A 14,684-nucleotide genomic window follows, 5' to 3' on the forward strand; every position below is an offset into this window, starting at 1 on the left:
CCTCCCGTCAGACGGCCAGCGCCAGCAGCGCGATCAGCGCCGCGACGATGTAGAGGCAGTAGATGCGGAAATCGCCGGCCTGGATGATCTGCAGCCACTTGCCGCTGGCATCGACCGCACCGGCGATCGGGGCGATGACGCTGCGGTCGGCCAGCGGTTCGGTGCGCCGCGCCAGCGTGACCACCCGCTCGAAGCCATGGGCGACGCCGGTCCAGCGTCCGGCAATCGCCTGGCGCATGCTGTAGAGCGGGGCGAAGAACATGCGGATCGGTTGGGCGAAGCCGCCGGCGCTGGCGGGCATGTGCTGGTCCGGCAGATAGCCAGCCGCCCAGGCAGCCGCCACCTTGCGGTCGCCGCCGCGCTTGGCCGCGAAGGCCGCCTTCAGCGCGATGGGCAGGAAGGCCATGGCGATCAGCAGGATGGCGATCAGCGGGGTGGAAAGCGTCGCCTGCTGGGCATCGCCCGGCAGCAATGTGGCGCCGACCGCCAGCGTCACCGGATCGGTGCCGATGGTCGCCGCCGCGATGCGGCCCATCACCGGCGCCACCAGCGGAGCCAGCAGGCCGAGTGCCACGCAGGCGACGGCCAGCACCGCCATGCCGGCGACCATCGCGGCCGGCGCCTCGCGCGCCTCCTCGGCATGATGGCTGCGCGGTGCGCCTGCGAACATGATGCCGTAGGCCTTGACGAAGCACATCACCGCCAGCGCGCCGGTCAGCGCCAGCATGACGGCGGCGATGGGGGCGGCGAACTTCACCAGCGGGGTGCCGTCCAGCGCCGCGGCGAACAGCGCCTGGTAGGTGTACCATTCCGACACGAAGCCGTTCAGCGGCGGGATCGCCGAGATGGCCAGCGCGCCGACCAGGAAGGACAGGGCGGTCCAGGGCATGGTACGGGCCAGCCCGCCCATCTTCTCCATGTCCTTGGTGTGCATGCGGAAGATGGTGGAGCCGGCGCCGAGGAACAGCAGGCCCTTGAACACCGCATGGTTCAGCAGGTGATAGAGGCCGGCCATCAGGCCCAGCACCGCCAGCACCGGCTGGTGCAGCGCCATGCCGATCATGCCGGTGCCGACGCCCAGCAGGATGATGCCGATATTCTCGACCGAGTGGTAGGCGAGCAGCTTCTTGATGTCGTGCTCGGCCAGGGCATAGACGACGCCTAGCACCGACGACACCGCGCCGAAGGCCAGCACCAGCAGGCCCCAGCCCAGCATCGCCGGCCCGGCGCTGGCGCCCAGCAGGTCGATGCCGACCTTGACGATGCCGAAGACGCCGATCTTGATCATCACGCCCGACATCAGCGCCGAGGCGTGCGATGGGGCGGCCGGATGGGCGCGCGGCAGCCAGATGTGCAGCGGGATCATGCCGGCCTTGGCGCCGAAGCCGATGAAGGCCAGCAGGAAGGCGACGCTGTCCAGCGGGGCCGGCAGCGGATGGGCGCGGAAGGCGGCGAAATCGAAGCTGCCGGCCTGGTTCGCCATCAGGAAGAAGGCGGCCATGATCAGCACCGAGCCGCCATGGGCGACCAGGAAATAGAGGAAGCCGGCGCCCACCGCCTCGTCATCCTGGTCGAAGATGACCAGGAAATAGGAGGCCAGCGACATCATCTCGAAGAAGATGAGGAACCAGAAGCCGTTGTCGGCCGCCACCACCAGCATCATCGACGCGATGAAGGCATTCATGAAGAAGCCCATCGCCCCGACGCCGCGCCCGGCATATTCGCGCACATAGGCGAAGCCGTAGATCCAGGCGACCAGCGACAAGAGCGAGATGACCGCGATCATCAGGCCGGCCAGCGGGTCGAGCCGCAGGACGAAATGGGCGAAGGGGTAGGGGCCGGCGGCGTCGAGCACGGCCGGTTGGCCGGCGCCGATGGCGGTCAGCCCGGCGCCGAGCCCGGCAAGCGCCGCGGCGATGCCGACGCCGCTGCCGCCAAGACGGATGTCCCCCTCCCGATGCTTCAGGAGGAGGCAGAGGATGGCGCCGCCGCAGGACAGCAGCAGCGACATGATGAGCAGGGAGAGTGGAATCATGGGTCCAGCCCCTCCAGCGAGGCGAGCGGCGTTTCAGGACTGACCGGTGCCGCCGCGGCCAGCGTGCGCTTGACGGCGGCAGCCTGGCGGGTGGCATCGGCGTCTGCCGCGTAAAGGGCGGCGGTCGGGCACACGCGCACGCAGGCCGGGCCGTCGCCGGAGAAGGCGCAAAGGTCGCATTTCACCGCCACGCTGCGCACGCCGATGTCCCAGGCCAGCAGCGGATCGAGCGCCGCCGAATGGCTGGGCGTCGCGGTGGCGATGCCGGCGACGCCGGCGATCCCGGTGCCGCTGGGCGTGATGGCACCGAACGGGCAGGCCAGCGCGCACATCTTGCAGCCGATGCAGGCCTGCTCATCGAGCAGGATGGCGTCGGCGGCATGGGTGATGGCGTTGACCGGACAGACGCGGGCACAGGGCGCGTCCTCGCACTGATGGCAGAGGACGGGGCCGGTGTCGTCGCCGATCCGCATGACGGTCAGCCGGGGATGCGCCTGCAGCCCCTGTTTCTTGTGTGCCTCGGTGCAGGCCGCCATGCAGGTGTTGCACCCGATGCATTTTCTCGGTTCCGCGATAACGAAGCGATTCATGTCCAGACCTCCGGCTTCCCGGGCGGGTGCGTCGAGTGGAGCGACCAGGAGCTCGGCGGGCTTTCAAAATCCCGATAAGAAAACCTGATCGGCCAATAAGAGGACAGTATTGGCTCGCACACGCCCCCAGACCGCCTGTTCTCACCGGCGGTCTGGCAGAAGGAGAGCCAGCTGTTGCGAATCTTTGTCATCTCGGCGGACTTGAGTGATGTCGCCGTTGACTTGTCTACGCTATTCCCCTGGGTGACGCGATGTCAACTAGACACATAAAAAAAGTGGGTATAAGGTGCGCGACACAAAGGCCGGGTGTCATGGACCGTGTTTACTGTCGGATGGCGTCCCGGAAATTCTGATAAGAAAGAGAAGATACTCGATAGGGTCGGCTTATCGGCGTCGATTACTTTTAAAGATCGAGCGATAAGCGATTTCAATCGGACGTGAAGCCACCGGTGCCCGCAGCGGCCAACCGGCGCGCAACGCCAGGGAACAGTGAAGCGATGCCGGGACGGGGCCGTCCGACGGCCCCCCTCCGGCTGCCAACAAGGACGACGGGAATGAACAGATTCGTCACTGCCAACCCGAGCAAGTGCATCGGTTGCCGCACATGCGAGGTCGCCTGTGCGCTTGCCCATTCCGAAGGGGCCGGCGTCGAAGGACTGGCGCCGGACACCTTCAAGCCGCGCATTCGCATGGTGAGGACGGCCGACGTCAGCACCGCGGTGATGTGCCACCATTGCGAGGACGCACCCTGCGTCAACGCCTGCCCGAACAACGCCATCGTCTACCGCCAGCACAGCGTGCAGGTGGAGCAGGAGCGCTGCCTGGGCTGCAAGAACTGCGTGCTGGCCTGCCCGTTCGGCGTCATGGACGTGGTGACGGTGCCGGCGGTCCGGCAGTTCGCCGGCATGACGCTCAGCCTGGGCGTCAAGGCGCAGGCGCACAAATGCGACCTGTGCATCGAGCGTGGCGATGCCGGCCCGGCTTGCGTTTCGGTCTGCCCGACCAGCGCCCTGACCCTGATGGACCGGGAGGCGATGGACGAGACCCTGCGCCGCCGCCGCGAGCGCGCCGCCCTGGAAGCCGCCGAAGTCGCGGCCTGAGCCACGGCCATCCCCCCATCACTGCGGCCGGCACACGGCCGGCACAATCGAGCGAACACCGAGGTCGAGATGGAAAAGCATATGGCGGTCTGCCCCTACTGCGGTACGGGCTGCAAACTGAATCTGCTGGTCGAGGGCGGGAAGGTCGTCGGTGCCGAACCCCTCAACGGCGTCACCAATGAAGGAGAACTCTGCCTCAAGGGCTATTTCGGCTATGACTTCATCAACGACACCAAGATTCTGACGCCGCGCCTGCGCAACCCGATGCTGCGTCGCTCGCGCGACGCCGCGTTCGAGGCGGTGTCATGGGACGAGGCGATCCAGTACGCGGCGAAGAAGCTGGGCGAGATCAAGGCCAAATACGGTCCCGATTCGATCATGACCACCGGCTCGTCGCGCGGCACCGGCAACGAGACCAACTATGTGATGCAGAAATTCACCCGCGCGGTTCTCGGCACCAACAATGTCGACAATTGCGCGCGCGTCTGCCACGGCCCGTCGGTCGCCGGATTGCAGGTGACGCTGGGCAACGGCGCCATGAGCAATTCGATTCCCGAGATCGAGCACACCAAATGCGTCCTGGTCTTCGGCTACAACGTCGCCGACAGCCATCCGGTGATCGCCAAGCGCATCATCAAGGCCAAGGAGCGCGGCGCCAAGATCATCGTCTGCGATCCGCGCAAGATCGAGACGGCGCGTCTGGCCGACCTGTGGCTGCCGCTGAACAACGGTTCCAACATGGCGCTGGTCAATGCCTTCGCCAATGTCCTGATCAATGAAGGGCTCTACAACAAGGAGTATGTCGCCAATTACACGGAGGGTTTCGACGAGTACAAGAAGATCGTCGACAAATACACCCCCGAATACGCCGAGGCGATCACCGGCCTGCCGGCCGACGACATCCGCGAGGCGATGCGCATCTATGCCGCTGCGCCGTCCGCCACCATCCTGTGGGGCATGGGCGTCACCCAGTGGGGCCAGGGCGTCGATGTGGTGAAGGGGCTGTCGGGGCTGGCGCTGCTGACCGGCAATCTCGGCCGTCCGAATGTCGGCGTCGGTCCGGTGCGCGGCCAGAACAATGTCCAGGGCAGCTGCGACATGGGCGTGCTGCCGACCGAGTTCCCCGGCTACCAGAAGGTCACCGACCCGGAGATCCGCGCCAAGTTCGCCAAGGCCTGGGGTGTCGACTCGCTGCCCGACCAGATCGGCTGCCGCCTGACCGACGTGCCGCATCTGGCGGAAACGGGCAAATTGAAGGCGATGTATGTGATGGGCGAGGATCCGGCCCAGACCGAACCCGACCTGACCCAGGTGCGCAAGGGCTTCGAGGCGATGGAGTTCGTCATCGTCCAGGACATCTTCATGACCAAGACGGCGATGTTCGCCGACCTGATCCTGCCGGCGACCTCCTGGGGCGAGCATGAGGGCGTGTTCAGCGCCGCCGACCGCAGCTTCCAGCGCTTCACCAAGGCGGTGGACGCCAAGGGCGACGTCAAGCATGACTGGGAGATCATCAGCCTGCTCGCCACCGCGATGGGCTATCCCATGCATTACGACAACACCAGGCAGATCTGGGACGAGCTGCGCGAGCTCTGCCCGATCTTCTACGGCGCCACCTACGAGAAGATGGAGGGGCTGGGCGCGGTGCCTTGGCCCTGCCGCGACCTCGATTCGCCGGGCTCCAAGTATCTCTATGAGGGCAACGTCTTTCAGCGGCCGGGCGGCAAGGGGCTGCTGTTCGCCACCGAATGGCGTCCGCCGCAGGACCAGCTGACCGAGGAGTTCCCGCTGATCCTCTGCACGGTGCGCGAGGTCGGCCATTACTCCTGCCGCTCGATGACCGGCAATTGCGCCGCCCTGCAGACGCTGGCCGACGAGCCCGGCTATGTCACCATCAATCCCAAGGACGCCAAGGCCTTGGGCATCCGCGACCAGGAGCTGGTCTGGGTGTCGTCGCGCCGCGGCAAGGTGATCACCCGCGCCAGCGTCACCGACCGCACCAACAAGGGGGCCGTCTATATGACCTACCAGTGGTGGATCGGCGCCTGCAACGAGCTGACCATCCACGCGGTCGATCCCATCGCCAAGACGCCGGAATACAAGTATGCCGCCGTCCGGGTCGAGCCGATCGCCGATCAGGTCTGGGCCGAGAATTACGTCCAGCAGGAATATGCGAAGCTGAAGGGCGGCCTCAGCAACGCGGTGACCCGCGCGACGAAGAAGGCCCCAGCCTACGCGTGATGTTTTGGGAAATCCCCCTCTCTCCCCGCTCTCGCTCAAACGAAGTTTGCGTGAGAGCGGGGAGAGAGGGGATCCATCGCGTTTTCGAAGGACACCGCCCATGCATGAGATCGCCCTTTGCCAATCCCTGCTGGAACAGGCAATGAAGGCGCGGGAGGCCAATCCGTTCGACCGGGTGGTGCGCGTCAGCCTGTCGGTCGGCCGAACCAGCCGGGTGCAGCCCGACGCCCTGCGTCATGCCTTCGACCTGCTCAGCCGCGACACCTTCCTGGAGGGGGCCGACCTGCGGATCGACCGGCCCCCAGGGGAGGGATTCCGATTGGTCGAGATGGAGGTGTCGTGAGCGTGACTCTTCGTGCGCCTACGATGCGTCGCATTGCCGCTGCGGCAGCCCGCGCGGAGACGTGAGCGTTTGATTCGTATCAATGATGTTGCTCGGGTCGTGATTGAAAAGTTCCCGATCCACGCGGTGCCCAACGTGGTGGGAGGAGCCCCGGCATGCAGGAAAAGCTGGAATTTCTGATCGCGCTGGCCACCGAGAAGCATTTCGGCCGCGCGGCGCAGGTCTGCGGGGTGTCGCAGCCCAACCTGTCCGCGGCGATCAAACAACTGGAATCGACCATGGGCGTGCCGCTGGTCGACCGTGGCGCCCGCTTCATCGGCTTCACTCCGGAAGGGGAACGGGTTCTGGACTGGGCGCGGCGCATCGTCGGCGACTACAAGGCGATGCGCGCCGACATCGAGACGATGAAGCAGGGGCTGACCGGCACGCTTCGGCTGGTGGTGGTGCCGACGGCGCTGCCCATGGTCCAGCGTCTGACCGCCACCGTCTGGTCGATGCATCCCGGCATCAAGATCACCATCGCGTCCCACAGCTCCACCGAGATCCTGTCGCGGCTGGAGAATCTGGAGGCGGAGGCCGGCATCACCTATCTCGACAACGAACCGCTGGGCAATGTGGACGAGGTGCCGCTCTATCACGAGCGCTATCACCTGATCACCTCGGTGGACGGCCCTTTCGGTGCGCGGGACAGCGTGACCTGGGAGGAGGCGGCGACCGTTCCGCTCTGCCTGCTGAACGCCAACATGCAGAACCGCCGCATCATCGACCGCGCCTTCGCCGAGGCGGGCGTGCATGCCGAACCGATGCTGGAATCCAACTCCATCGTCGTGCTGACCAACCACCTCTGCACCGGCATGTGGTCGACGATCATGCCGCGGATCATGGCGGATTCGCTGTTGCTGCCCCCGACCATCCGCGCCGTCCCCATCGTGGCCCCGGAACTGTCCACCCTGATCGGCCTCGTGGTCGCCCGCCGCGACCCGCAGCCGCCGCTGACGGCGGCGCTGATCGCCGATGCACGCCGGCTCGCCCCGGAACTGGCGATGGCGGCGTGATCACAGGGCAGCTTTGCCGACTGGTCATACCACTTGACGATTTGTCGCGCCCCCGTGCTGCGATGCAGCATGATAAGGAATCGGAACGGGAGACGCGCCGGGATCGGCCCGTCCACGCCTCCCCCCGAGGAGTGCTTTTCCAATGAATACCGAGACTTCGTCCCACCGCTGGTCGGTCGCCCCGGCCCAGCGCGCGCTCGACCATGAGCCGCTGGACGCCGACATCCATGCCAGCTTCGCCCGCGTGGTCGCACGCCTGCACAGCGAAGCGGACGCGCTTGCACGGCGCATGGCCGATGTGGGCACCGTCGAGCTGGCGGATCGTGACGGCGGGGCGCAACTGCTCTATCGCGTCCATCATGGCGAAGACCATGGCGAGGGGCTGCACCGGCTGGTCGGCAGCTTCGACCTGCATCTGACCCATGACGGCAAGGCGGCCATCCACATGCGGATCCGCGGCGATCTGCCGCCGGCCGAAGTTCTGGACTTCGACTGCGTGACGGCCGACCATCTCCGGACCCGGCTGCACATGTTCGAGACGGGCTGCCGCCGCCTGCCGATGGCGCGCGCCGCCTGATCGGACCGTCGGAGACCCTGCAGCCGCTTCTCCCCGCAGCGAAGCCCCCGCAGCGGACCATAGGCGCACTGTCGCCGCCTGGGCGGACAACGGCGAAGTCGCCGCCCGCCCCGCGGCACGGAGGAGACCAGATGTCTGACAACAATGAACTGATCACGGCGGCGCTGCGCCATGCGGCTGCCCTGCACGACGGCACCTTCCGCCCCGACCGGGCGCGCACGCCCTTCGTCTCGCATCTGTCGGAGACCGCCGAGCTGGTGGCCCAGGCCGGCGGCACGCCGGCGGAGATCGCCGCCGCCTGGCTCCACGACGCGGTCGAGGATGGGCTGACCACCATCGCCGAACTGGCCGACCGCTTCGGGCCTGAGGTCGCCGACCTCGTGGCCGCCGTCAGCGACGCGCCGGAGGATGTCGGCCGGGCGATTGCCGAACGCAAGGCGCTTCAAGCCGCCCGCCTCTCCGCGGCGCCCGATGGGGCCAAGCGCATCAAGCTGGCCGAGCAGATCTCGATTCTGAAGGCGCTGGCGGTGGAACGCCCGCTGTCCTGGAGCGTGGAGCGGGCGGAGGCCTATGTCGAAGGCTCCCGCCTCGTCGCGGAGGCCTGTGCCGCCGCCAGCCCGCTGCTGGCCGAACGCTACGCCGCAGCGCTGGCCGGCGCCTCGCACTGATCGGGCACGGGTCCGTCACGACAGGCCGTATTTCCTGATCTTGTCGTGCAGCGTGGTTTTTGCGATCTGCAACTCCTCCGCTGCACGGGCGAGGCTGTGGCCGGTGCGGCGCAGCGTGTCGGCGATCAGCGCGCGTTCGAAGGCCTCGACCGCCTCGGCCAGCGGCCGGGCGGTCGCGGGATGGGCTGAGGCGAAAGGGGGGAAACCCTGTTCGATGCCCAGCACACAGCGGTCGGCGACATTGTGCAGTTCGCGCACATTGCCGGGCCAGTCATAGGCCATCAGCCGCCGCATCCGCTCCGCATCCGGCGGCGGCACCGGGCGGCCATGGCGGGCGGCGGCCTGCAGGGCGAACTGTTCGAACAGCAACGGGATGTCCTCGCGCCTCTCGCGCAGGGGCGGCAGCGGCAGGTTGGCGACATTCAGCCGGTAATAGAGGTCGGCACGGAACTGCCCGCGGTCGGCCAGTTCGCGCAGATCCACCTTGGTCGCGGCGACCACCCGGCAATCGACATGGATCGGCGTGTTGGAGCCCAGCCGTTCCAGCGTGCGTTCCTGAAGGACCCGCAGGAACTTGATCTGCACCGGCATCGGCATGCTCTCGATCTCGTCGAGGAACAGCGTGCCGCCGTTGGCATGCTCCACCTTGCCGATCCGGCGCTTGCCGGCCCCGGTGAAGGCTCCGGCCTCATGCCCGAAAATCTCGCTGTCGATCAGGCTGTCCGGCAGGCCGCCGCAATTGATGGCGACGAAGTTGCCGGCACGGCGCGGACTGGCGTCATGCAGGCAGCGCGCCGCCAGTTCCTTGCCGGAACCGGTCTCGCCATGGATCAGCACGTCGGCGGCGGAGCTGGCAAGGTCGCCGATCAACCGGCGCACCCGCGCCATCTGGGGCGATCCGCCGACCAGCCGCGCTTCGATGCTGTCGCGGTTCTGCAGCCGGGCGCGCAGCTCGCGCACCTCCAGCGTCAGCCGCCGCTTGTCCAGCGCCCGCCGCACCACCTCGACCAGATAGTCGGGGGAGAAGGGCTTCTCGATGAAGTCGTGGGCGCCCAGCTTCATCGCCTGAACTGCCATCGACACGTCGCCATGGCCGGTCATCAACACCACCGGCAGATCCGCATCGACGGCAAGCAGGGCGGACAGCAGGTCCATCCCGTCCATGCCCGGCAGGCGGATGTCGGTGACGACCACGCCGGGAAAGCCGTCCGCCACCAGCCGCCGCGCCTTCTCCGCGCTGTCCACCGCCTGGGTCGGAATGTCCTCCAGCTCCAGCGCCTGCTGGCAACCGAGGCTGACGTTCGGGTCGTCCTCAACGATCAGAACCTTCAGGGCGGCGGAGGAAGTGTCGGACATGCGAGGTCTTCAGCCAGGATGGTGGTCGGGTCGGCGGGCAGGGCGGCGGCGGGGAGGTCGATGGTGAAGACCGCCCCGCCATCGGCACCGTTCGCCCCGCTCAGGGTGCCGCCGAAGTCACGCACGATCCCGGCCGAGATGGCAAGCCCCAAGCCAAGACCGCCGCTGCCCTCCCTGTTCCCGTCCTTCGCCGTCTCCTTGGTGGTGAAGAAGGGTTCGAACAGGCGGGGAAGCACCTCCTCGGACAGGCCGGGGCCATTGTCCGCCACCTGGATGCGGGTCCGGCCATCCTCCGTCCGCGCCGTCAGGGTCAGCCTGCCGTCCTTCCGTCCGGCCAGCGCGTCCAGGGCATTGGCGACCAGATTGATCGCCACCTGCTCCAACCGGTTGGGATCGCACAGTGCCGCGACATCCTCCGGCACCTCCAGCTGCACGGCGACGCCGGAGCGCCGCAGCCGCTGCTCCAGCAGGAACAGCGCGTTGTCGATGGGCCGCCGCACCGCCACAGGGCGGGGGGCGCCCGAGGATTTGCGGGCGAAGGATTTCAGCTGGCTGGTCAGGGCGCCCATGGCATCCACCAGTTGGGCGATGCGTTCCAGATTGCCTTGGGCCGCATCGAGGTTGCCCCGTTGGAGGAACTTGACCGTGTTGCCCGACAGGGTGCGCAGTGCCGCCAGCGGCTGGTTCAGCTCATGCGCCAGCCCGGCGGAGAGTTGGCCGATCACCGCCAGCTTGCCGGCATGCACCAGCTCGTCCTGGGCGGCGCGCAGATTGCGGGTGCGCTCCTCCACCTTGCGTTCGAGGTCGCGCAGATGGCCGCGGCGCTGCACCCACATCAACAGCAGGATGCCGAGGAAGGCGCTGCCGACCGCCGCCAGTGCCGCACGGGTCCAGGCCATGCCGGTGATGTCCGAGGCCGGCGACAGCACGGTCATCGTCCAGCCGGTGCCGTGCAGCGGCGCCGTCTGGGCCAGGAAGCTGCCGCTGACCGGGAACACGCCCGTCGTCTCCGCCTCTCCGTCCGCCGGGCCGGCGAGCCGCACCAGTTCCGCGTCGGGCGCGATGCGGTCCAGTGGCGTCAGCCCCAGCGGCGGCAACGGGTGGGCATTGTACTGCAGGGTCCGCTCGAAATGCCGGCGCGTCGGCTCGTCCATCGCCCGCAGGGAGGTGAATTTCCACGAGGTCACGGAGGCCAGGATCACGACGCCGTTCTCGTCGGTGACAAGGACCGGCGCCTCCACCGTGGACCAGGATTGTTCCAGCTGCTCCAGGCTGACCTTCACCACCGCGACGCCGACGATGGCGCCGTCTTCCGCCAGCGGCGAGGACAGGTAATAGCCGGCCTCGCCCCGCGTGGTGCCGACGCCGAACAGACGGCCCTGGCGGCCGGCGGCGGCCTCGATGAAATAGGGGCGGTAGGACAGATCCTCGCCGATGAAGCTGTCGGGGCGGTTCCAGTTGCTGGCGGCCACCACCCGGCCCTGGCGGTTCAGCACATAGATCGACAGGGTGCCCGCCCGCTCGTTCAGCCGCTCAAGATAGCGGTTCAGCCCCCAGGCCAGCGGTGCTCGCCCGGTCACGAGGTCGAGAACGTCGCGCTCCAACCCCAGCGTGGCCGGGAAATAGGCGTATTTGTCGATCTCCCGTTCCAGGCTCTCGGCATAGAGGTCGAGCCGGTGGCGCCCGGTCTCCCGCAGGGCGGCCAGCCCCATCCCCTCGCTGACGCGGAAGCCCGCCAGCCCGGCGAACAGGGCCAACCCGGCGATGACCGGCAGGAGAAGACCGATGGTGCGGAGGCGGCGTGCGATCGGCATGAAAAAGGCGGGCAGGGGCGGGGACAGCCGCATCATAGCAGAAGCCCCCCTCCCATTGCCCGCCTGCCTTGAGGACTGCGGCGTCCCGCTTACTCCGCCGCTGCCGGGGCGGGCAGGGGCGCCTCGTCCTCCTCGTCCTCCTCGCCGATTGCGCCTTCCCACTTGGCGACCACCGTGGTGGCGATGCCATTGCCGAGAACGTTGGTGGCGGTACGGCCCATGTCGAGGAAGTGGTCGATGCCCATGATCAGCAGCACGCCGGCCTCCGGCAGGTTGAACATCGGCAGAACGGCGGCCACGACGACCAGCGACGACCGCGGAACGCCGGCGATGCCCTTGCTCGACACCATCAGCACCAGCAGCATGACGATCTGCTGTTCCAGCGTCAGCGGGATGCCATAGGCCTGGGCGATGAACAGCGACGCGAAGGCCGTGTAGATCATCGAACCGTCGAGGTTGAAGGAATAGCCGAGCGGCAGGACGAAGCCGATCACCCGCTCACGCACACCCAGGGTCTTCAGCTCCTCCATCACCCGCGGATAGGCCGATTCACTGGACGCGGTGGAGAAGCCCAGCAGCATCGGCTGGCGCATGGCCTTGACCACACGGAACACATCGCCCTTCAGCACGATGAAGCCGGCGAAGATCAGCACCGCCCACAGCACGGCCAGGGCCACATAGAAGCTGCCCATGAACTTGCCGTAGACCGCCAGAACGCTCAGCCCCTGGGTCGTCACCACGTTGGCGACGGCGGCGAAGACGCCGATGGGGGCGAAGAGCATGACATAGCCGGTGACCTTCAGCATCACCGGCACGACCTCTTCGATCGAGCGGGCGAGCAGGCCGGCCTTGGTGTCGCGCAGCTGGCCGATGGCGAGGCCGACGAAGATCGAGAAGATCAGGATCTGCAGGATCTCGTTGTTCGCCATCGCCTCGAAGAAATTGCGCGGGAAGACGTGGGTCAGGAAATCCTTCAGGTTCAGGGCCGAGGTCTTCAGCCCGGCGCTGGCCGCGGTATCCGGCAGCGGCACGCCGACATTGGCGCCCGGATGCAGCAGGTTGGCGAAGACCAGCCCGATGAACAGCGAGACGAAGGAAGCCATCAGGAACCAGCCGACCGCCTTGCCGCCGATGCGGCCGACGGTGCGGGCGTCGCCCATGCCGGCCATGCCGGCGACCAGGGTGGAGAAGATGAGGGGCGCGATGATCATCTTGATCAGGCGCAGGAAGATGTCCGTCACCATCGCGAAATAGCTGGCGATGGTCTTGGCGGCGGCCGGGTCGAACATGCTGTTGCAGACATAGCCGGTGACGATGCCCAGCAGCATGGCGACGATGATCAGCGTCGTCTGTTTGTTCATGGTCCTACTACCTCACCTGTCCCGCCCGCCTCACGCGCCGGCCGGGGTACGGTCGATTGGGTCCCGGCCCGCCGGCCCTTTGCGGGGCCGTGGACCGGGGGGCGGAACGGTCAGCCGGCGGTGGCCGGCAGACGCGGCTGGGTCAGAACCTCCGGCCGCAGAACCTCGGCCAGGGCGGCGGCGGTCATCAGGCCGCGCGCCTCCACCAGCTCGGCGACGCCCTTGCCGGTGCGATGGGCCTCCGCCGCCACTTCGGTGGCGTTGGCGTAGCCGATGTAGGGGTTCAGCGCGGTGACGATGCCGATGGAGTTGCGCACGCCGGCTTCCAGATGCTCCCGGTTGGCGGTGATGCCGTCGACGCAGCGGTCGGCCAGCACGATGCAGCCCTGGCGCAGGTGGGTGATGCTCTTGAACAGGCTGTGCGCGATGATCGGTTCGAAGGCGTTCAATTGCAGCTGTCCGGCTTCGGCGGCGAAGGTGACGGTCATGTCGTTGCCGATCACCTCGAAGGCGATCTGGTTGACCACCTCCGGGATCACCGGATTGACCTTGCCCGGCATGATCGACGAGCCGGCCTGACGCGGCGGCAGGTTGATCTCGCCGAAGCCGGCGCGCGGGCCGCTCGACAGCAGGCGCAGGTCGTTGCAGGTCTTGGACAGCTTCACCGCCACCCGCTTCAGCACGCCCGACAGCTGGACGAAGCTGCCGCAATCCTGCGTCGCCTCCACCAGATTGGGGGCGGTGACCACCGGAACGCCGCTGATCTCGGCCAGATGGCGGCAGGCCAGCGCGGCATAGCGGGGATGGGCGTTGATGCCGGTGCCGATGGCGGTGGCGCCCAGGTTGATCTCGCGGATCAGCAGCGCGGCCTCCTTCAGCCGCTCCTCGTCCTCGGCCAGCATGACGGCGTAGGTGGAGAATTCCTGGCCCAGCGTCATCGGCACGGCATCCTGCAACTGGGTGCGGCCCATCTTCAGGATGTCGCGGAACTCGTCGGCCTTGCGCTGGAAGGCGGCGCGCAGATGACCCATCGCCTCCACCAGCCGGAAGATGCCGCTGTAGGTCGCCAGCTTCAGCGCCGTCGGATAGACGTCGTTGGTGGACTGGCCCATGTTGACGTGTTCGTTAGGGTGCAGATGGGCATAATCGCCACGGCCATGGCCCAGGATCTCCAGGGCGCGGTTGGCGATCACCTCGTTGGCGTTCATGTTGGTCGATGTGCCGGCCCCGCCCTGGATCACGTCGACCACGAACTGGTCGTGCAGCTTTCCGGCGCGGATCTCGCGGCAGGCGGCGACGATGGCCTCGGCCCGTTCGGCGCCCAGCAGTCCCAATTCATGGTTGGCGCGGGCGGCGGCCATCTTGATCTCGGCCAGCGCCCGTACCAGATCGGGGTAATGGGAAATCGGAGTGCCGGTGATGGGGAAATTCTCGACAGCGCGCAGGGTGTGGACCCCGAAATAGGCATCGGCCGGAATCTCGCGGTCGCCCAGCAGGTCGTGTTCGGTGCGCGTTGTGGCAGGCATCGGACGTTTCGCTCCCGT

General features: G+C 67.3%; 12 protein-coding genes. 6 read left to right on the plus strand and 6 right to left on the minus strand.

Translation table 11 applies throughout. The annotated features are described in order from the left end of the window. Window positions 1–7: 7 nt before the first annotated feature. Together hyfB and A6A40_RS19945 are read right to left on the minus strand one after the other, a co-directional pair. Window positions 8–2,035: a hydrogenase 4 subunit B gene (gene hyfB / locus A6A40_RS19940; protein WP_108547629.1), complete on the minus strand. Its 2,028-nt coding sequence runs from the start codon at window positions 2,033–2,035 to the stop codon at window positions 8–10. Continuing rightward, complete coding sequence (locus tag A6A40_RS19945) at window positions 2,032–2,625, minus strand: 4Fe-4S dicluster domain-containing protein (protein WP_108547630.1); 594 nt, start codon at window positions 2,623–2,625, stop codon at window positions 2,032–2,034. Before A6A40_RS19945 ends, hyfB begins: the two co-directional genes overlap by 4 nt. A 554-nt stretch (window positions 2,626–3,179) precedes the next feature. On the opposite strand from A6A40_RS19945, the gene A6A40_RS19950 reads away from it, so the two are divergent. The 6 genes from A6A40_RS19950 to A6A40_RS19975 all read left to right on the plus strand — a co-directional run bounded on the left by A6A40_RS19950 (window position 3,180) and on the right by A6A40_RS19975 (window position 8,609). After that, entirely contained in the window at window positions 3,180–3,725 is a 546-nt protein-coding gene (locus tag A6A40_RS19950; RefSeq protein WP_108547631.1) for a 4Fe-4S dicluster domain-containing protein, read from the plus strand. A gap of 69 nt (window positions 3,726–3,794) precedes the next feature. Then, a complete protein-coding gene (fdhF, locus tag A6A40_RS19955; RefSeq protein WP_108547632.1) occupies window positions 3,795–5,966 on the plus strand; it encodes a formate dehydrogenase subunit alpha in 2,172 nt (723 codons plus the stop codon). A gap of 100 nt (window positions 5,967–6,066) precedes the next feature. After that, on the plus strand, window positions 6,067–6,309 hold the full coding sequence (locus A6A40_RS19960; protein WP_108547633.1) for a hydrogenase maturation nickel metallochaperone HypA/HybF: 243 nt from the start codon (window positions 6,067–6,069) through the stop codon (window positions 6,307–6,309). Between the two features lie 155 nt (window positions 6,310–6,464). Further along, window positions 6,465–7,364 (plus strand): LysR family transcriptional regulator, encoded by a 900-nt coding sequence (locus A6A40_RS19965; protein WP_108547634.1) that lies wholly within the window; start codon window positions 6,465–6,467, stop codon window positions 7,362–7,364. A gap of 142 nt (window positions 7,365–7,506) precedes the next feature. Continuing rightward, entirely contained in the window at window positions 7,507–7,941 is a 435-nt protein-coding gene (locus A6A40_RS19970; RefSeq protein WP_108547635.1) for a hypothetical protein, read from the plus strand. A 131-nt stretch (window positions 7,942–8,072) separates the two neighbouring features. Next, window positions 8,073–8,609 carry an HD domain-containing protein gene (locus A6A40_RS19975; RefSeq protein ID WP_108547636.1) on the plus strand — a complete coding sequence of 179 codons (537 nt, stop codon included), beginning with the start codon at window positions 8,073–8,075 and terminating at the stop codon, window positions 8,607–8,609. A gap of 15 nt (window positions 8,610–8,624) precedes the next feature. On the opposite strand, the gene A6A40_RS19980 is transcribed toward A6A40_RS19975, so the two are convergent. From A6A40_RS19980 to aspA, 4 genes are all read right to left on the minus strand, one after another. Further along, on the minus strand, window positions 8,625–9,965 hold the full coding sequence (locus A6A40_RS19980; protein WP_108547637.1) for a sigma-54-dependent transcriptional regulator: 1,341 nt from the start codon (window positions 9,963–9,965) through the stop codon (window positions 8,625–8,627). Then, window positions 9,938–11,779, minus strand: a complete 1,842-nt coding sequence (locus tag A6A40_RS19985; RefSeq protein ID WP_108548043.1) for a sensor histidine kinase — start codon at window positions 11,777–11,779, stop codon at window positions 9,938–9,940. Before A6A40_RS19985 ends, A6A40_RS19980 begins: the two co-directional genes overlap by 28 nt. Before the next feature lie 89 nt (window positions 11,780–11,868). Beyond that, window positions 11,869–13,140: a dicarboxylate/amino acid:cation symporter gene (locus A6A40_RS19990; RefSeq protein WP_108547638.1), complete on the minus strand. Its 1,272-nt coding sequence runs from the start codon at window positions 13,138–13,140 to the stop codon at window positions 11,869–11,871. A gap of 110 nt (window positions 13,141–13,250) precedes the next feature. Beyond that, complete coding sequence (aspA, locus tag A6A40_RS19995) at window positions 13,251–14,666, minus strand: aspartate ammonia-lyase (protein WP_108547639.1); 1,416 nt, start codon at window positions 14,664–14,666, stop codon at window positions 13,251–13,253. Window positions 14,667–14,684: the final 18 nt, after the last annotated feature.

The organism is Azospirillum humicireducens, from assembly GCF_001639105.2.
GTDB lineage: Bacteria > Pseudomonadota > Alphaproteobacteria > Azospirillales > Azospirillaceae > Azospirillum > Azospirillum humicireducens.